We start from the raw sequence: 16374 nt of genomic DNA on the forward strand, positions 1-16374 counted from the left end.
TTATCCTGGCGCGACGCGCTTCCCGGCGCGTTGATGTTGGTCAAACCCCTGACGATAGACGTTGAATCAGCTCAGCGCGAGAATCGCGGCCCATTGCTCGGCGGTCACCGGCATCACCGACAGGCGGCTGCCCTTGTGCACCAGTGGCAGTTCCTCCAGCGCCGCCTGCTGCTTGAGCAGGCCCAAGCCGAGTACCTGACGGAAGGTTTTCACGTGTTCCACGTCCACCGCGCTCCACGGGTTCTTCTCGGCGCTGGCCTTGGCGTCGTGGTAGTGGCTGGCCGGGTCCAGGGCGGTGGGGTCGGGGTACGCCGCGGCGCTGATGCGGGCGATGCCGGCGATCCCTGGCTGCGGGCAGCTGGAGTGGTAGAAGAAGAATTCGTCACCTACGCTCATGGCCCGCAGGAAGTTGCGCGCCTGGTAGTTGCGCACCCCGTCCCAACGGGTGCTGCCCAGGCGAGCCAGGGCTTCGATGGAGAGCTCGTCGGGCTCGGATTTCATCAGCCAGTAGGCCATGGGTGCTGCTCCTGAAAAGGTTTGAAATAACTCGTTGCATGAAACCGACAGTCGGTTGGCGTCAAGGTTTGCGTGTCGCCTCATGTTGTCGGAAAATGCGCCGATTTTAAGCTATACGCTCCGGCAGCCATCAAGAAAGCCGCCGAGCCTGGACCTTTTGCCTAGGGGGGCAATCGATGAAACAACGTAAACCGGACCTGCTCTGGATTCTGGCCTTCATTTTCGGGCTGGGCGTGGTCACTACCGGTTACGCGCAGGGCCTGTGGGAGCGCAAGCTGGACGCCGCCTACCAGCAGGCGCCAGTCGATCCGGCACAACAGCAGCACCGCTGATCCCCCTTTTCGCGCCGGCTCACTTCGGCGCCAGGTACCTGCCACGGTCCGAGACCGTGCCTTGCAAGGGTACATCCCAGCTGGCCTGGGCCAGCCGCTCGACTTTCTGGCACTCATGGGCCAGCCCCAGCAGCAGCGGTTTTTTCCAGGCCTTGCGCCGGCTCTGATAGGCCAGGCTGCGGTCATAGAAACCGCCTCCCATGCCCAGCCGTCCGCCCATTTCATCGAAACCGACCAACGGCAGCAGGATCAGGTCCAGCGCCCAGATCGCTCGTTGGCGCTTGCGCTCGACCAACGGTTCGGGAATGCCGAAGCGGTTGGGGCGCAGTTGCTCACCGGCCTCGAAGCGTTGGAACACCATGCGTGTGCGTGGCCAGGCGTGCAGCACCGGCAGGTAGACGCGCTTGCCGCGCTTGAGTGCCGCGTTCAGCAGCAGGCGTGGATCGATCTCGCCGTCGTTGGGCAGGTACAGGGCGATATGCCGGGCGCGGCGGAACAGTGGATCTTGCGCCAGTTGGCGATACAGGCCTTCGGCGGCCTGGCGTTGCTGGGCGGGGGTCAGGGCGCGGCGTGCATTGCGCAGGACGCGGCGAAGCTGTGGGCGGGTCAGTGGCGCGGTGTCGGTCATGGCACGGGCGATCCCTGAGAAAACGAAAAGCCCGCCAATCAAGGCGGGCCGTTCTGAATGCAGGCTCCCCGACAAGACCGCTATCGGTGTAGCCCTTGAACCCGAAAGTTCAAGGTGGAGATTGCAGGGGGCGTTAAGGCTTTCCGTCGGGCGGACATGCACACCGGCCCCAGCGTGCAACCCCCGTGGTTGTGCGTATCGGCTCAGGGACATAACCGACTGGCGCATCCCCCAGGGAGTGGCGCCAGTATACCAATCTCAGTCGCTTTTGCTAACCGGGTCGTCGGACAGTGCCTGGTCGACCCGTTCCAGCAGGTCGCGCACCTGTTCGCGGGTGGCGCCACCGCCGGCAGCTTCCGGGCGTTCCTGGCGGTGCAGCAGTTCGTGGGTGATGTTCAGCGCGGCCATCACGGCGATGCGGTCGGCGCCGATCACCTTGCCGCTGCTGCGGATCTCGCGCATCTTGCCATCCAGGTAACGCGCGGCACCGACCAGGTTGTTGCGCTCTTCCGGTGGGCAGATGATCGAGTATTCCTTGTCGAGGATCTGCACGGTGACGCTATTGCTTGAACTCATGAGTCTTGCTCCAGGGCCTTGAGGCGCAGGATCATCGATTCGATCTTGCGTTTGGCGATCTCGTTCTTTTCGATGAGGTGGGCGCGCTCCTCGCGCCAGGATCGTTCCTGAGCTACTAAGAGTGCGTTTTGCCGTTTTAGTTGCTCGACGCGCTCGATCAGCGCCTCGAACCGGCTCATCAGCGCTTGCAGGTCGTTCTCTTGCATGGGTTGCACTCGATTCGCTCCATCGTTACGCACCTGCCGATCATGCCTGCCTCGGGCCCCCGGCGGCCAGTGCTGATGGTCTTGGCGCGCCTGCCGGTGCTAGGATACAAGGTCTTCATTCTAGTCATTGCGCCGCCTGGCGCCTAGCAGACCATGCCCAATACCCAATCGCCCTACGTCGCCTTCGCCATGCTGCTGTCGAGCAATGGCCACCCTGTCACCCCCGCCGAACTGCACGGCTTGCTGATCGGCCGCAGCTGCGCCGGCGCCGGCTTCGATGCCGACGCCTGGCTGGCCGACGCGGCCCAGCTGCTCGAGACCGAGCCGGGCGACACCGTTCGCAATGCCCTGGTCGGCCTGCAAGAGATGGTCAAGGCCGAGCTTACCGGCGAGGACGTCGCCATCGTCCTGCTGCTGCCGTCCGATGACGCCGCGCTGGCCGACCGCGCCACGGCGCTGGGCCAGTGGTGCCAGGGCTTCATCACCGGTTTCGGCCTGAACGCCGGTGGCAAGGACTTGTCCACCGATGCCAAGGAAGTGCTCCAGGACCTGGTGGCCATCTCGCAGGTCCAGGAAGCGCTGGAAGAGTCCGAGGACGGCGAGAGCGACTACATGGAAGTCATGGAGTACCTGCGTGTCGCGCCACTGCTGCTGTACACCGAGCTGGCCCAGCCCGAAGCGCCCGCACCAAAGCCTTCGCTGCATTGATCTGAACGGGGTCGTTTGCCCATGAGCCACATACCCAAGGCGGAGTACGCCCGTCGGCGCAAGGCGCTGATGGCGCAGATGGTCCCCAACAGCATCGCCATCCTGCCCGCCGCTGCGGTCGCGATCCGCAACCGCGATGTCGAGCATGTCTACCGCCAGGACAGCGATTTCCAGTACCTGAGCGGTTTCCCCGAACCCGAGGCGGTGATCGCCCTGATTCCCGGCCGCGAGCACGGCGAATACGTGTTGTTCTGCCGTGAACGCAACCCCGAGCGCGAGCAGTGGGATGGCCTGCGTGCCGGCCAGGAGGGCGCGATCCGCGACTTCGGCGCCGACGACGCGTTCCCCATCACCGACATCGACGAGATCCTCCCCGGCCTGATCGAAGGCCGCGAGCGGGTCTACAGCAACATGGGCAGCAACCCCGAGTTCGACCGCCGGCTGATGGACTGGATCAACGTGATCCGCTCCAAGGCGCGCCTGGGCGCGCAACCGCCGAACGAGTTCGTTGCCCTGGATCATCTGCTGCACGACATGCGCCTGTATAAATCGGCGGCGGAAGTGAAGGTGATGCGCGAGGCCGCGGCAATTTCCGCCCGCGCCCATGTGCGGGCCATGCAGGCCTGCCGTGCCGGATTGCACGAATACAGCCTGGAAGCCGAGCTGGACTACGCGTTCCGCAAGGGCGGGGCGAAAATGCCGGCCTACGGTTCGATCGTCGCCGCCGGGCGCAATGGCTGCATCCTGCATTACCAACAGAACGACGCGCCGCTCAAGGACGGCGACCTGGTGCTGATCGACGCCGGTTGCGAGATCGACTGCTATGCCAGCGACATCACCCGCACCTTCCCGGTCAGCGGGCGTTTCTCGCCAGAGCAGAAGGCCATCTACGAGCTGGTGCTCGCCGCCCAGGCCGCGGCGTTCGCCGAGATTGCGCCGGGCAAGCACTGGAACCATGCCCACGAGGCCACCGTGCGGGTGATCACCAGCGGCCTGGTGGAGCTGGGGTTGCTCAAGGGCGAGGTACAGGCGCTGATCGACAGCGAAGCCTATCGCGCCTTCTACATGCACCGCGCCGGGCACTGGCTGGGCATGGACGTGCACGACGTGGGCGAATACAAGGTCGGCGGGCAGTGGCGCGTGCTCGAGCCGGGCATGGCGCTGACCGTGGAACCGGGCATCTACATTGGCGCCGACAACACCAGCGTCGCGAAGAAGTGGCGCGGTATCGGCGTAAGGATCGAGGACGACGTGGTAGTGACCAGACAAGGCTGTGAAATCCTCACTTCAGGCGTGCCGCGCACGGTCGCCGAAATCGAGGCGCTGATGCTCGCCGCCCGCCAGGACGCCGCATGAACCGGGTCAACCTGGCGATCATCGGTGGCGGCCTGGTCGGTGCCAGCCTGGCCCTCACGCTGCAGGGCGCGGCCAAGGCCCGTGGCTGGAAGATCCTGCTGATCGAACCGTTCGCCCCGGGCGACAGCTTCCAGCCCAGCTATGACGCCCGCTCGTCGGCGCTGTCCTATGGCACCCGGCAGATCTACGAACAGCTGGGCTTGTGGCAGGCCATCAGTCGCCGCGCCGAGCCGATCCGGCAGATCCAGGTGTCCGACCGTGGCCGCTTCGGCGCCACCCGCCTGGACGCCCTGGAAGAAGGCGTGCCGGCGCTGGGTTACGTGGTGGAGAACGCCTGGCTCGGTCAGTGCTTGTGGCAGGCCATCGACAACGAGGTCATCAGCTGGCGTTGCCCGGCCGAGGTCAAGGCGATGCAAGCCATCGCCGGTGGCTACCGCCTGCAACTGGACGACGACACCTCGCTCGAGTGCGATCTGGCGGTGCTGGCCGATGGCGGCCGATCTGGCCTGCGCGAGCAATTGGGCATCCATGTGCGCCGCACGCCCTATGACCAGAGCGCGTTGATCGCCAACATCACCCCCGGCGAGGCCCATGCCGGGCAAGCCTTCGAGCGCTTCACCGAACAAGGGCCGATGGCCTTGCTGCCATTGCCGGAAAACCGCTGCGCGCTGGTCTGGACCCGTCAGGGGATGGATGCCAAGCGCCTGGCCGAGCTGGACGAGCGCAGTTTCCTGCGCGAGCTGCAGGACGCCTTCGGCTATCGCCTCGGCGCCTTGCGCCAGGTCGGCGCCCGGCACCTCTACCCCTTGTCGCTGGTCGAGGCCGAGGAACAGGTGCGCCCGCACCTGGTGGTGCTGGGCAACGCTGCCCATAGCCTGCATCCGATCGCCGGTCAGGGTTTCAACCTGTCGCTGCGCGACGTGCAGTCGCTGGCCGAGGCGTTGCTGGCCGGCCCGGCGCTCCCCGGCGACCTGGCGACCTTGCAGGCCTATCACCAGCGCCAACGCCTCGACCAGGCCCTGACCATCGGCTTCTCCGACCAGGTCACCCGCCTGTTCGGCAGCGCCCAGCCGCTGCTGGCGGCCGGGCGCAACCTCGGCCTGCTCGGCCTGGACCTGCTGCCGCCGGCCAGAAGCTGGTTCGCCCGCCAGGCCATGGGCCTGGGTACGCGTCCCGACCCGCGAGGTCGCGCATGAGCGATTCGCGCAGGCTCGCGCGCCGGGCCCGGATGCTGCGCTGGCTGTTGAACTGCTACCCGCCCTACCTGGGCGCCGGCATCCATATCCAGGAAATCAGCCCGGACCTGCGCAGCGTCAAGGTGCGCATGAAGCTGACGCGGTGGAATCGCAACTACGTCGGCACCCAGTTCGGTGGCAGCCTGTACGCCATGGTCGACCCCTTCTACATGCTGCTGCTGATCGAGCAGCTGGGGCGCGACTATATCGTCTGGGACAAGGCCGCCAGCATTGATTTCATCGCCCCGGGCAAGGGCCCGGTGTATGCCCAGTTCCACGTCGACGACGCGCTGCTGGACGAGATCCGCCAGCAGACCGCCAGCGGCAAGAAGTACCTGCCTCGGTTGCAGGTGGAGATCCGCGACGGCGCCGGCGAGCTGGTGGCGCGGGTCGACAAAACCCTATATGTGCGGCTCAAGCCGCAAGCGAGGCAGGCGTAAGGCATGGAAACGCGCGCAGATCTGTTGATTGTCGGTGCCGGTATGGTCGGCAGCGCCTTGGCGTTGGCCCTGCGTCACAGCGGCCTGGAAGTGGTCCTGCTCGATGGCGGGCCGCTGACGGTCAAACCCTTTGACCATCAAGCACCGTTCGAGCCGCGGGTCAGTGCCCTGTCGGCGGCCAGCCAGCGCATTCTCGAGCGCCTGGGGGCCTGGGACGGCATTGCCCGGCGGCGGGTGTCGCCGTATTCGGACATGCACGTCTGGGATGGCAGCGGCACTGGCGAGATCCATTTCTCGGCAGCCAGTGTGCACGCCCAGGTGCTGGGCCATATCGTCGAGAACCGGGTGGTCCAGGACGGCCTGCTGGAGCGCCTGCACGACAGCGATGTCGGCTTGCTGCCCAACGCTCGCCTGGAGCAGCTGCGGCGCTCCGGCGATGACTGGCTGCTGACCCTGGCTGACGGTCGCAAGCTGCGCGCGCCGCTGGTGGTCGCCGCCGATGGCGCCAACTCGGCGGTGCGCCGCCTGGCTGGGTGCGAGACCCGTGAGTGGGACTATTTGCATCACGCCATCGTCACCAGCGTGCGCTGCAGCGAGACGCACCGGGCCACGGCCTGGCAGCGCTTCACCGACGAGGGGCCGCTGGCCTTCCTGCCGCTGAGCCGCGACGGTCGCCAGGACTGGTGCTCGATCGTCTGGTCGACCACGCCGGAACAGGCTGAACAGGCCATGGCGATGGACGACGCGGCGTTCTGCGCGGCGCTCGAGCGTGCTTTCGAAGGGCGCTTGGGTCGCGTGCTCGAAGCGGATCCGCGGGTTTGCGTGCCGCTGCGCCAGCGCCATGCCAAGCGCTATGTGCAGGAAGGGCTGGCGCTGATCGGCGATGCGGCGCACACCATTCACCCACTGGCGGGGCAGGGGGTCAACCTGGGCTTCCTCGACGCGGCGGTGCTGGCCGAAGAGTTGGTGCGTGCCTGCGAGCGTGGCGAGCGTCTGGCGGATGTGAAGGTGCTGAGCCGTTTCGAGCGCCGGCGCATGCCGCACAACCTGGCATTGATGGCGGCGATGGAAGGTTTCGAGCGGTTGTTCCAGGCCAATCCGCTGCCGTTGCGCTGGCTGCGCAACAGCGGGCTGAAACTGGTGGAGCAGCTGCCGGAGGCCAAGGCGGTCTTCGTGCGCCAGGCACTGGGGTTGTCCGGCGACCTGCCGGAGCTGGCCAGGGCGTGATCCTCCCAGGGCCTCCCAGGTGGCCCTTGGTGTCAGTCAGTTAAGGTTGCATCCTCACTTACTGGGGCCGCTCTGCGGCCCTTCGCGGGCAAGCCCGCTCCCACAGGATTGCGCAAAATCTCAAGCTTGCGTTGTACCTGTGGGAGCGGGCTTGCCCGCGAAGGGCAGCAGAGCAGCCCCATTTGGCTTGGCTGACCGGCATTGAGGTTTCAGCTCGGGCGCTTGGCCAGGTACGGCGGCAGGTAGAGCCCCAGGTAGGCTTCGAACACCCGCATCCCTTCTTCGGCCATGCGTGGGGTGATCTGCTCATGCAGCTGCATCGAGCGGGCGTAGACCCGGTCGCTCAGCTCCATGGCCAGGGCGAACACGTCGACATCCCTGGGCATCGCGGGTAACTGGAAATGCCGGTCGAACAGCGTGTGCATCAGCTCGCCCAGCTCCAGGTCGTGCTGCCGGTCGGCCTGGACCACTTCGCTCAGCCCGTGCTGGGCCAGGATCAGTTGGCGCGCCGCGGTATCTTCCTTGTAGATGTCGAGCATGCGCCGCTCGACCAGGCGCGACAGGTCGTGCCAGGTATTGAACGCGGCACTGTCGATCGGTGCGCTCAGGGCTTCGCGAAAGGCCCGGTGCACATCGGCGGTCAAGGCCTCGAGCAGGGCGGGCACGCTGGCGAAGAAGTGGTAGACCGACGACGGCGGGATCTGCGCCCGTTCGGCCACGCTGTAGATCGACAACCCCGCCACCCCTTGCCCGGCCAGCAGCTCGCGCGCCGCGGCCAGGATCGCCTCGATCCTGGCCTGGCTACTGGCGCGTGGCTTGCGTGGGACGGCGACGCGGCTCATCAGTTGCTGATCGCCAGGATGCTGGCCTGGTAGGCGCCGACAAACAGGTCGAAGTCACCCACCTCCTGCTGCTCCAGGCGCGATTGCTCGGCCAGGGATTCGCGGGCGAGGGTCTCGAAGGCTTGCTGGCGTTCGGCGGGCAGTGGCTGTTCGCGGAAATTCTCGGCATGCAGACGGCTTTGGCGCAGGGAGAACTGGACGAAGGTCTCGTCGTGTTCGGTCATGCGCGCCAGCACCTGGGCCGACGGCGTCAGCTCAGGATCATCGACCTTGGCCTGCTGCGCTTGCAGGGCCTTGGCGTGGGCGTTGCCGTCGTGGGCGCGGTCGAGCAGCGCGGCCAGCTGGCCGATCCGTTCGATCAGCTCGGTGGCCCAGGCCTTCAGCGCGATCGGCTGGCCGTCACGGCGCAGTTCCAGGCCAGGACGACGGCCTTCCTTGACCACGGTGAGGAAGTTGTCGGTGCATTGACCGCATTCGCCGCTGTCCAGCTGCGGGCTTTCTTCCAGCGCGCAGAACAGCAGGAAGGCGTCGAGGAATCGCGCCTCGGTCAGGTCGATACCCACCGGCAGGAACGGGTTGATGTCCAGGCAGCGCACTTCCACGTACTGCACGCCACGGGAGGTCAGGGCCTGGATCGGCCGTTCGCCGGTGTAGGTGACGCGCTTGGGGCGGATGTTCGAGTAGTACTCGTTCTCGATCTGCAGGATGTTGGTGTTCAGCTGCACCCACTCGCCATCCTTGTGCGTGCCGACCTCGACATAGGGCGGGTAGGGCGTGCCCACCGCCTTGCGCAGGCTGTCGGTGTAGCTGGCGAGGTTGTTGTAGCAGGGTGTGAGGCCGGCCTGGGCGTTGCTCTGGTAGCCCAGGTCGCTCATGCGCAGGCTGGTGGCGTAGGGCAGGTAGAGCGTTTGCTCATCCAGCTCTTCGAGCTGGTGCGCGCGACCGCGCAGGAAACCTTTGTCCAGGGTCGGCGAGGCGCCGAACAGGTACATCAGCAGCCAGCTGTAGCGACGGAAGTTGCGGATCAGCGCGATATAGGCCGAGGACTGGTAGTCACGGTCGTTCTCCGCGCCGCCTTCGGCGTCGCGCAGCAATGGCCACAGCGCTTCGGGCAGGGAGAAGTTGTAGTGGATGCCGGCGATGCACTGCATGGTGCGCCCGTAGCGCAGGGCCAAGCCCTTGCGATAGACGTGCTTGAGCTTGCCGATGTTCGAGCTGCCGTACTCGGCGATCGGAATGTCCTCCTCGGCCGGCAGCGTGCAGGGCATCGACGGGCTCCACAGGAACTCGCCGCCGAGCTTGGTGTAGACGAAGCGGTGGATCTGGTCGAGGCTCTCGAGCACCTTGGCCGGGTCCGCCAGGGCCGGGGTGATGAACTCCAGCAGCGACTCGGAATAATCGGTGGTGATCTGCTCGTTGGTCAGCGCCGAACCCAGGGCTTCGGGGTGCGGGGTCTGGGCCAGGCGACCGTCGTCGGTCACGCGCAGGCATTCGCGCTCAATGCCGTGCAGGCACTGCTTGAGCAGGTCGATATTGTCGCCGAGCAGGCTCAGGCGGCGGTTGAGGAGGTCGCTCAAGATGGATTCCTTCACGCGTCAGTCGCCCCAATATGGGGGTAGGGATGACGGTCTACAAGGGTAGTTGGGAAAGGAACTGGCGTTGTCGCCTGGTTTACGCGGTTCCGTCGCTGGCCTGTATGCGTCTGATCGCGGATCAAGCCCGCTCCCATGAAGCCCGTGAGCGTTCGTGGCAGCGGGCTTGACCCGCGATCAGGTGTACAGCAATACGCCGAAAATACCGCAGATGGGGGCCTGTCAGCTAGAGAACCGCGAAGGTTCCCTGGGCCTTGGCCACCAGTTTGTCGCCCTGGAGCACGTCAGCGTCGACCACCAGTGTGCGCCGTCCGGCATGCAGCACCCGGGCGGTGCACAGCACCTCGCCCTCGCTGACGGCGCGCATGTAGTTGATCTTGCACTCGATGGTCACGCTCTGCTGGTCGAAACCATGGCTGGCCGAGCAGGCCAGGCCCATGGCGATGTCCACCAGGCTGAAGATCGCCCCGCCGTGCAGCTTCTGCCCGCGGTTGCGCAGGTGCGGCTCCAGCGCCAGGGCCACCTCGGCCACGCCCGTGTCCAAGCGTTGCAGGCGGCAGCCCAGGAGCTGGCTGAAGGCGCTTTCGACGTACTCCGGTGCGACGTCCATCACTTCTTCTTCAGTTGCTTGGCGTTGGCGAACAGTGCCGCCATGGCGTTGTTGGCCGGTGCCGCAGCGGTGGTTTCGCGAGGGCGCGGCGCCTGCTGCTGGCGGTTGCCGCCGTTGCCACGGTTGCCGCCACGATTGCCCTCGACCTTCTCGCCCGGGGTGTCGCTCATGCGCATGGACAGGCCGACGCGTTTGCGCGGGATGTCCACCTCCATGACCTTGACCTTGACCACATCGCCGGCCTTGACCGCTTCACGCGGGTCCTTGACGAACTTCTCCGACAGCGCCGAGATGTGCACCAGGCCGTCCTGGTGCACGCCGATGTCGACGAAGGCACCGAAGTTGGTGACGTTGGTCACCACGCCTTCGAGGATCATGCCTGGTTCCAGGTCCTTGAGGTCCTCGACGCCGTCCTGGAAGGTGGCGGTCTTGAATTCCGGGCGTGGGTCGCGGCCTGGCTTGTCCAGCTCCTGGAGAATGTCGGTGACGGTCGGCAGGCCGAAGCTTTCGTCGGTGAATTTCTTCGGATCCAGGCGCTTGAGGAAACCGCTGTCGCCGATCAGCGAGCGAATGTCGCGGTCGGTGTCGGCGGCGATGCGCTGCACCAGCGGGTAGGCCTCTGGGTGCACAGCGGAGGCGTCCAGCGGGTTGTCGCCGTTCATCACGCGCAGGAAGCCGGCGGCTTGTTCGAAGGTCTTCTCGCCCAGGCGGCTGACTTTTTTCAGCGCCGCGCGGGTGGCGAACGGGCCGTTGCTGTCGCGGTGGGCGACGATGTTCTGCGCCAGGGTCGCATTGAGGCCGGAGATACGGGTCAGCAACGCCACCGAGGCAGTGTTGACGTCCACGCCCACGGCGTTCACGCAGTCCTCGACCACGGCGTCCAGGCCGCGGGCCAGCTTCACCTGCGACACATCGTGCTGGTACTGGCCGACACCGATGGATTTCGGGTCGATCTTCACCAGTTCCGCCAGTGGGTCCTGCAGGCGACGGGCAATGGACACCGCGCCACGGATCGACACGTCCAGGTCCGGGAACTCGCGAGCAGCCAGCTCCGACGCCGAATACACCGAGGCGCCAGCCTCGGAGACCATGATCTTGGTGATCTTCAGGGCCGGATACTTCTTGACCAGCTCGGCCACCAGCTTGTCGCTCTCGCGGCTGGCGGTACCGTTGCCGATGGCGATCAGCTCCACCGAGTGCTTGGCGCACAGCGCCGCCATGATCGAGATCGTGCGATCCCAGTCGTTCTTCGGCGCGTGCGGGTAGACCGTGGTGTGGTCCAGCAGCTTGCCGGTGGCATCGACCACGGCGATCTTGCAGCCGGTGCGCAGGCCCGGGTCGAAGCCAAGCGTCGCGCGCGGGCCGGCCGGGGCGGCCAGCAGCAGGTCGTGCAGGTTGTGGGCGAAGACGTTGATCGCCTCGCCTTCGGCGTTGTCGCGCAGCTCGCCGAACAGGTCGGTTTCGAGGTGGGTGTAGAGCTTGACCTTCCAGGTCCAGCGCACCACCTCGCCGAGCCATTTGTCGGCCGGGCGGCTACGGTTTTCGATGCCGACATGCTCGCCGATCATCAGCTCGCAGGGATGCAAGGTGCCGGGTAGCTCTTCGCCAACCTTCAAGGACGCGCTCAGCACGCCTTCGTTGCGCCCGCGGAAGATCGCCAGGGCACGGTGCGACGGGGCGGTGCGCAGCAGCTCGTCATGGGCGAAGTAGTCGCGGAACTTGGCGCCTTCCTCTTCCTTGCCGGCGACCACGCGGGCGCTGAGCACCGCTTCCTGCTTGAGGAAACTGCGCAGCTTGTCGAGCAGGGCGGCGTCTTCGGCGAAGCGCTCCATGAGGATGTACTTGGCGCCTTCCAGGGCCGCCTTGACGTCGGCCACGCCTTTTTCGGCGTCGACGAAACGTGCCGCTTCGCTCTCCGGAGTCAGTTGCGGGTCGTTGAACAGGCCGTCGGCCAATTCGCCGAGGCCGGCTTCCAGGGCGATCTGGCCCTTGGTGCGGCGCTTCTGCTTGTACGGCAGGTAGAGGTCTTCGAGACGGGTCTTGGTGTCGGCCAGCTTGATTTCGCGGGCCAGCTCCGGGGTCAGCTTGCCCTGCTCCTCGATGCTGGCCAGGATGCTGGCGCGTCGATCGTCGAGTTCGCGCAGGTAGCGCAGGCGCTCTTCCAGGTGGCGCAGTTGGGTATCGTCCAGGCTGCCGGTCACTTCCTTGCGGTAGCGGGCGATGAAGGGCACGGTCGATCCTTCGTCCAACAGGCCCACGGCCGCTTCGACCTGCTGTGGGCGCACGCCCAGTTCCTCGGCGATACGGCTGTTGATGCTGTCCATGAAAACCACCTGGCAAGGATTTAAAGCGGCGCATTATACCGATGTGGGAGCGGGAACTGGCATCGGGGGAAAAATCTGCTAACAATGCACACGGCACGCGCGGCAATGGCTACGCCATAATGCGCGGCGATATCAGAGGAGTAATTCATGACCAGCACCGCAAACGCCACCGATGGCGACAAGATTCTCATCGTCGACGACGACCCGGGCCTGAGCAGCCTGCTGGACCGTTTCTTCACCAGCAAGGGTTTCCGGGTGCGCACCGTGCCCAACGTCGAACAGATGGACCGCCTGCTGGCTCGTGAAGTGTTCAACCTGGTCGTGCTCGACCTGATGCTGCCGGGCGAGGACGGCCTGTCCGCGTGCAAGCGCCTGCGTGCATCGAACAACCAGATCCCGATCATCATGCTCACCGCCAAGGGTGACGAACTCAGCCGCATCAAGGGCCTGGAGCTGGGCGCCGACGATTACCTGGCCAAGCCGTTCAACCCCGACGAGCTGGTGGCGCGGGTCAAGGCTGTGCTGCGTCGCCAGGCGCCGGCGGTGCCGGGCGCGCCGGGCAGCGAGGACGAAACCGTCACCTTCGGCGACTACGAGCTGTCGCTGGCCACCCGCGAACTCAAGCGCGGCAACGAAGTGCACATGCTGACCACCGGTGAATTCGCCGTGCTCAAGGCGCTGGTCATGCATGCTCGCGAGCCGCTGACCCGCGACAAGCTGATGAACCTGGCCCGTGGCCGCGAGTGGGATGCCCTGGAGCGCTCCATCGATGTGCAGATCTCGCGCCTGCGCCGGATGATCGAGCCCGACCCGTCCAAGCCACGCTATATCCAGACCGTCTGGGGTGTTGGCTACGTCTTCGTGCCGGACGGAAACGCCGGCAAATGAGCCTGTCGGCTTGTCCGGGTGCAACAGGGCGGCTCATGCGAGTCGCCCTGTTTTCGTCTGTGGCGGCCGACCATTCAGTACAGTAGTTGATCGATGAAAACGCCCCTGTGGTTCCCGCAAAGCTTCTTCGCCCGCACCCTCTGGCTGGTGCTGATCGTCGTGCTGTTTTCCAAGGCGCTGACACTGGTGTACCTGCTGATGAACGAGGACGTGCTGGTCGATCGCCAGTACAGTCACGGCGTGGCCCTGACGCTGCGGGCCTACTGGGCGGCGGATGAAGAAAACCGCGAGCAGATCGCCGAGGCCGCCGGGCTGATCCGCGTGACCGGGGCGGGTGTGCCGGAAGGCGAGCAGCATTGGCCGTACAGCGAGATCTACCAGCGGCAGATGCAGGCCGAACTGGGTGAGGACACCGAAGTCCGCCTGCGCATCCACGCGCCGCCGGCGCTGTGGGTGAATGCGCCGAGCCTGGGGCCGGGCTGGCTCAAGGTGCCGCTGTACCCGCATCCGCTGCGCGGGCAGAAGATCTGGAACGTGCTGGGCTGGTTCCTGGCCATCGGCTTGCTGTCCACCGCATCGGCATGGATTTTCGTGCGCCAGCTCAACCAACCGCTCAAGCGCCTGGTGTTCGCCGCCCGCCAACTGGGCCAGGGGCGCAGCGTGCGCCTGCCGATCAGTGACACGCCCAGCGAGATGACCGAGGTGTACCGGGCGTTCAACCAGATGGCCGAGGATGTCGAACAGGCCGGGCGCGAGCGTGAGCTGATGCTGGCCGGGGTGTCCCACGACCTGCGCACGCCCCTGACCCGGCTGCGCCTGTCGTTGTCGCTGATGGGCAGCGACAGCGACCTCAGCGACGACATGGTGCGTGATATCGAGGACATGGACGCGATCCTTGACCAGTTCCTGGCGTTCATCCGCGACGGACGCGACGAGCCGGTGGAGGAGGTCGACCTCAACGACCTGATCTACGAGGTGGTGGCGCCCTACAACCAGCATGAGGAACAGGTACGACTGTGCCTGGAGCCGATTCCACCGTTCCCGCTGCGCCGGGTGTCGCTCAAGCGCATGCTCGGCAACCTGATTGGCAACGCCCTGCACCATGCCGGCAAGGGCGTGGAGGTGGCGGCCTATGTGTCGGGCGAGCAGAGCGCGCCTTATGTGGTGCTCAGCGTGTTGGACCGTGGCACCGGGATCGACGAGTCGGAACTGGAAACCATCTTCAACCCGTTCATTCGTGGTGACCGCGCACGCGGCGGCAAGGGCACCGGGTTGGGGCTGGCAATCGTCAAGCGGATTGCCGCGCAGCATGGCGGCAATGTGGAACTGCGCAACCGCTCCGGTGGCGGGATCGAGGCGCGGGTGAGGCTGCCGTTGGGGTTGTTGCTGCCGCGCAACGCCGTGTGATCTTCAGCGGCCTCTTCGCGGGCAAGCCCGCTCCCACAGGGTTCGGCATCATTCCTGTGGGAGCGGGCTTGCCCGCGAAGAGGCCGGTACAGGCGCCATCAACCCTTGCCCTTGGTCCGGGTCTGATTCGGCCCGCTGTTCTTCTCCAGGTGTTCGATGATCATCCCGGCCACATCCTTGCCGGTGGTCACCTCGATACCCTCCAGCCCTGGGGAGGAGTTCACCTCCATCACCAGCGGCCCATGGTTGGAACGCAGGATGTCCACGCCGGCCACGCTCAGGCCCATGACCTTGGCGGCACGAATGGCGGTCATGCGTTCCTCGGGGGTGATCTTGATCAGGCTGGCCACGCCACCGCGGTGCAGGTTGGAACGGAACTCGCCCGGCTTGGCCTGACGTTTCATCGAGGCGATCACCTTGTCGCCGACCACGAAGCAGCGGATATCGGCGCCGCCGGCCTCCTTGATGTATTCCTGGACCATGATGTTCTGTTTCAGGCCCATGAACGCCTCGATCACCGACTCGGCGGCCTTGGTGGTTTCGCACAGCACCACGCCGATGCCCTGGGTGCCTTCGAGCACCTTGATCACCAGCGGCGCGCCATTGACCATCTGGATCAGGTCGGGGATGTCGTCCGGTGAATGGGCGAAGCCGGTGATGGGCAGGCCGATGCCACGGCGTGACAGCAATTGCAGCGAGCGCAGCTTGTCCCGCGAGCGGGCGATGGCCACCGATTCGTTGAGCGGATAGACGCCCATCATCTCGAACTGGCGCAGCACCGCGCAGCCATAGAAGGTCACCGAGGCGCCGATGCGCGGGATCACCGCGTCGAAACCCTCCAGCGGCTTGCCCCGATAGTGAATCTGCGGCTTGTGGCTGGCGATGTTCATGTAGGCCCGGAGCGTATCGATCACCACCACTTCATGGCCCCGTTGGGTACCGGCCTCGACCAGGCGGCGGGTGGAATACAGACGCGGATTGCGCGAGAGCACAGCGATCTTCATGCAGCACCTGTGACAGGGGATAGGGTGGCCGGGAAGGCCGGTTTGTCCTGGACGTACTTGAGGCCTGGGTTGACCACCAGCTGGCCATGGATCAGCGCCTTCGAGCCGAGCAGCAGCCGGTAGCGCATGTTCTTGCGGCAGGCCAAGGTGAACTCTACCTCCCAGACCCGGTCGCCAAGCGCCAGGCTGGTGCGGATCACGTAGCGCGCCTGGGCCTGGCCGTTGGAACTCTTGATGCGTTTCATCGCCACCAGTGGCGCTTCGCAGCGCCGGTGGCGCAACTGCACCACCGAGCCCAGGTGAGCGGTAAAGCGCACCCAGGGCTGGCCATCGCGCTCGAACGGCTCGACCTCGGTGGCATGCAGGCTGGAGGTGCTGGCGCCAGTGTCGATCTTGGCGCGCAGGCCGGCGACGCCGAGGTCGGGCAGGGCGACCCACTCGCGCAGGCCGATCACAGTCAGGTGGTCAAATGTCTTCACGAAG

At 65.8% G+C, this 16374-nt stretch carries 18 protein-coding genes and 1 other RNA gene; 8 read left to right on the forward strand and 11 right to left on the reverse strand.

What is annotated here, in order from left to right; all coding sequences use genetic code 11:
* Nucleotides 1-66: 66 nt before the first annotated feature.
* Nucleotides 67-516 carry an EVE domain-containing protein gene (locus HU772_RS01040; protein WP_186654130.1) on the reverse strand — a complete coding sequence of 150 codons (450 nt, stop codon included), beginning with the start codon at nt 514-516 and terminating at the stop codon, nt 67-69.
* A 176-nt stretch (nt 517-692) separates the two neighbouring features.
* On the opposite strand from HU772_RS01040, the gene HU772_RS01045 reads away from it, so the two are divergent.
* Nucleotides 693-848, forward strand: a complete 156-nt coding sequence (locus HU772_RS01045; protein WP_011536298.1) for a hypothetical protein — start codon at nt 693-695, stop codon at nt 846-848.
* A 19-nt stretch (nt 849-867) separates the two neighbouring features.
* Here HU772_RS01045 and HU772_RS01050 read toward each other — a convergent pair whose 3' ends face one another.
* The 4 genes from HU772_RS01050 to HU772_RS01065 all read right to left on the reverse strand — a co-directional run bounded on the left by HU772_RS01050 (nt 868) and on the right by HU772_RS01065 (nt 2258).
* On the reverse strand, nt 868-1476 hold the full coding sequence (locus tag HU772_RS01050; protein ID WP_186654116.1) for a 5-formyltetrahydrofolate cyclo-ligase: 609 nt from the start codon (nt 1474-1476) through the stop codon (nt 868-870).
* Nucleotides 1477-1537: 61 nt separating this feature from the next.
* A non-coding RNA gene (ssrS, locus tag HU772_RS01055) (6S RNA) lies at nt 1538-1717 on the reverse strand.
* 17 nt (nt 1718-1734) lie between these two features.
* A complete protein-coding gene (locus tag HU772_RS01060) occupies nt 1735-2052 on the reverse strand; it encodes a cell division protein ZapA (RefSeq protein WP_186654114.1) in 318 nt (105 codons plus the stop codon).
* Entirely contained in the window at nt 2049-2258 is a 210-nt protein-coding gene (locus tag HU772_RS01065; RefSeq protein WP_186654111.1) for a TIGR02449 family protein, read from the reverse strand. The genes HU772_RS01060 and HU772_RS01065 overlap by 4 nt, the downstream gene beginning before the upstream one ends.
* Before the next feature lie 153 nt (nt 2259-2411).
* Between HU772_RS01065 and HU772_RS01070 the strand changes: the two genes are divergently transcribed.
* The 5 genes from HU772_RS01070 to HU772_RS01090 are packed head-to-tail and all read left to right on the forward strand — an operon-like array spanning nt 2412 to nt 7224.
* A complete protein-coding gene (locus HU772_RS01070) occupies nt 2412-2966 on the forward strand; it encodes a YecA/YgfB family protein (protein WP_186654108.1) in 555 nt (184 codons plus the stop codon).
* A gap of 21 nt (nt 2967-2987) precedes the next feature.
* Nucleotides 2988-4322: a Xaa-Pro aminopeptidase gene (gene pepP / locus HU772_RS01075; protein ID WP_186654105.1), complete on the forward strand. Its 1335-nt coding sequence runs from the start codon at nt 2988-2990 to the stop codon at nt 4320-4322.
* Entirely contained in the window at nt 4319-5518 is a 1200-nt protein-coding gene (ubiH, locus tag HU772_RS01080; protein ID WP_186654102.1) for a 2-octaprenyl-6-methoxyphenyl hydroxylase, read from the forward strand. Before pepP ends, ubiH begins: the two co-directional genes overlap by 4 nt.
* Complete coding sequence (locus HU772_RS01085) at nt 5515-5997, forward strand: DUF4442 domain-containing protein (RefSeq protein ID WP_186654099.1); 483 nt, start codon at nt 5515-5517, stop codon at nt 5995-5997. Before ubiH ends, HU772_RS01085 begins: the two co-directional genes overlap by 4 nt.
* 3 nt (nt 5998-6000) lie before the next feature.
* The gene (locus HU772_RS01090; RefSeq protein ID WP_186654096.1) at nt 6001-7224 is read left to right on the forward strand and encodes a 2-octaprenyl-3-methyl-6-methoxy-1,4-benzoquinol hydroxylase; all 1224 of its coding nucleotides are present in this window, start codon (nt 6001-6003) and stop codon (nt 7222-7224) included.
* Between the two features lie 209 nt (nt 7225-7433).
* Here HU772_RS01090 and HU772_RS01095 read toward each other — a convergent pair whose 3' ends face one another.
* The 4 genes from HU772_RS01095 to HU772_RS01110 form a co-directional block, all read right to left on the reverse strand.
* Entirely contained in the window at nt 7434-8066 is a 633-nt protein-coding gene (locus tag HU772_RS01095) for a TetR/AcrR family transcriptional regulator (RefSeq protein WP_186654093.1), read from the reverse strand.
* Nucleotides 8066-9643, reverse strand: coding sequence for a glutamate--cysteine ligase (gene gshA, locus HU772_RS01100; RefSeq protein WP_186654090.1), 1578 nt, complete (start codon nt 9641-9643; stop codon nt 8066-8068). The genes HU772_RS01095 and gshA overlap by 1 nt, the downstream gene beginning before the upstream one ends.
* A gap of 241 nt (nt 9644-9884) precedes the next feature.
* Complete coding sequence (locus HU772_RS01105; RefSeq protein WP_186654087.1) at nt 9885-10268, reverse strand: PaaI family thioesterase; 384 nt, start codon at nt 10266-10268, stop codon at nt 9885-9887.
* On the reverse strand, nt 10268-12592 hold the full coding sequence (locus HU772_RS01110; protein WP_186654084.1) for a Tex family protein: 2325 nt from the start codon (nt 12590-12592) through the stop codon (nt 10268-10270). The genes HU772_RS01105 and HU772_RS01110 overlap by 1 nt, the downstream gene beginning before the upstream one ends.
* Nucleotides 12593-12739: 147 nt before the next feature.
* Between HU772_RS01110 and ompR the strand changes: the two genes are divergently transcribed.
* Both ompR and HU772_RS01120 read left to right on the forward strand, forming a co-directional pair.
* Complete coding sequence (ompR, locus tag HU772_RS01115; RefSeq protein ID WP_186654081.1) at nt 12740-13480, forward strand: osmolarity response regulator transcription factor OmpR; 741 nt, start codon at nt 12740-12742, stop codon at nt 13478-13480.
* 93 nt (nt 13481-13573) lie between these two features.
* Nucleotides 13574-14887 carry an ATP-binding protein gene (locus HU772_RS01120; protein WP_186654066.1) on the forward strand — a complete coding sequence of 438 codons (1314 nt, stop codon included), beginning with the start codon at nt 13574-13576 and terminating at the stop codon, nt 14885-14887.
* A gap of 98 nt (nt 14888-14985) precedes the next feature.
* On the opposite strand, the gene rimK is transcribed toward HU772_RS01120, so the two are convergent.
* Both rimK and rimB read right to left on the reverse strand, forming a co-directional pair.
* Nucleotides 14986-15891, reverse strand: a complete 906-nt coding sequence (gene rimK / locus HU772_RS01125) for a 30S ribosomal protein S6--L-glutamate ligase (protein ID WP_011531656.1) — start codon at nt 15889-15891, stop codon at nt 14986-14988.
* The gene (gene rimB, locus HU772_RS01130; protein ID WP_437182412.1) at nt 15888-16370 is read right to left on the reverse strand and encodes a retropepsin-like aspartic endopeptidase RimB; all 483 of its coding nucleotides are present in this window, start codon (nt 16368-16370) and stop codon (nt 15888-15890) included. Before rimB ends, rimK begins: the two co-directional genes overlap by 4 nt.
* Between the last annotated feature and the right edge of the window lie 4 nt (nt 16371-16374).

The sequence above is a fragment of the Pseudomonas xantholysinigenes genome, assembly GCF_014268885.2.
Taxonomy (GTDB): Bacteria; Pseudomonadota; Gammaproteobacteria; order Pseudomonadales; family Pseudomonadaceae; genus Aquipseudomonas; species Aquipseudomonas xantholysinigenes.

What these genes read in the sequence shown, in the direction of transcription:
- HU772_RS01040 (WP_186654130.1), bottom strand. Translation starts at nt 516, where the DNA reads ATGGCCTACTGGCTGATGAAATCCGAGCCCGACGAGCTCTCCATCGAA.
- HU772_RS01045 (WP_011536298.1), top strand. Translation starts at nt 693, where the DNA reads ATGAAACAACGTAAACCGGACCTGCTCTGGATTCTGGCCTTCATTTTC.
- HU772_RS01050 (WP_186654116.1), bottom strand. Translation starts at nt 1,476, where the DNA reads ATGACCGACACCGCGCCACTGACCCGCCCACAGCTTCGCCGCGTCCTG.
- HU772_RS01060 (WP_186654114.1), bottom strand. Translation starts at nt 2,052, where the DNA reads ATGAGTTCAAGCAATAGCGTCACCGTGCAGATCCTCGACAAGGAATAC.
- HU772_RS01065 (WP_186654111.1), bottom strand. Translation starts at nt 2,258, where the DNA reads ATGCAAGAGAACGACCTGCAAGCGCTGATGAGCCGGTTCGAGGCGCTG.
- HU772_RS01070 (WP_186654108.1), top strand. Translation starts at nt 2,412, where the DNA reads ATGCCCAATACCCAATCGCCCTACGTCGCCTTCGCCATGCTGCTGTCG.
- pepP (WP_186654105.1), top strand. Translation starts at nt 2,988, where the DNA reads ATGAGCCACATACCCAAGGCGGAGTACGCCCGTCGGCGCAAGGCGCTG.
- ubiH (WP_186654102.1), top strand. Translation starts at nt 4,319, where the DNA reads ATGAACCGGGTCAACCTGGCGATCATCGGTGGCGGCCTGGTCGGTGCC.
- HU772_RS01085 (WP_186654099.1), top strand. Translation starts at nt 5,515, where the DNA reads ATGAGCGATTCGCGCAGGCTCGCGCGCCGGGCCCGGATGCTGCGCTGG.
- HU772_RS01090 (WP_186654096.1), top strand. Translation starts at nt 6,001, where the DNA reads ATGGAAACGCGCGCAGATCTGTTGATTGTCGGTGCCGGTATGGTCGGC.
- HU772_RS01095 (WP_186654093.1), bottom strand. Translation starts at nt 8,066, where the DNA reads ATGAGCCGCGTCGCCGTCCCACGCAAGCCACGCGCCAGTAGCCAGGCC.
- HU772_RS01105 (WP_186654087.1), bottom strand. Translation starts at nt 10,268, where the DNA reads ATGGACGTCGCACCGGAGTACGTCGAAAGCGCCTTCAGCCAGCTCCTG.
- HU772_RS01110 (WP_186654084.1), bottom strand. Translation starts at nt 12,592, where the DNA reads ATGGACAGCATCAACAGCCGTATCGCCGAGGAACTGGGCGTGCGCCCA.
- ompR (WP_186654081.1), top strand. Translation starts at nt 12,740, where the DNA reads ATGACCAGCACCGCAAACGCCACCGATGGCGACAAGATTCTCATCGTC.
- HU772_RS01120 (WP_186654066.1), top strand. Translation starts at nt 13,574, where the DNA reads ATGAAAACGCCCCTGTGGTTCCCGCAAAGCTTCTTCGCCCGCACCCTC.
- rimK (WP_011531656.1), bottom strand. Translation starts at nt 15,891, where the DNA reads ATGAAGATCGCTGTGCTCTCGCGCAATCCGCGTCTGTATTCCACCCGC.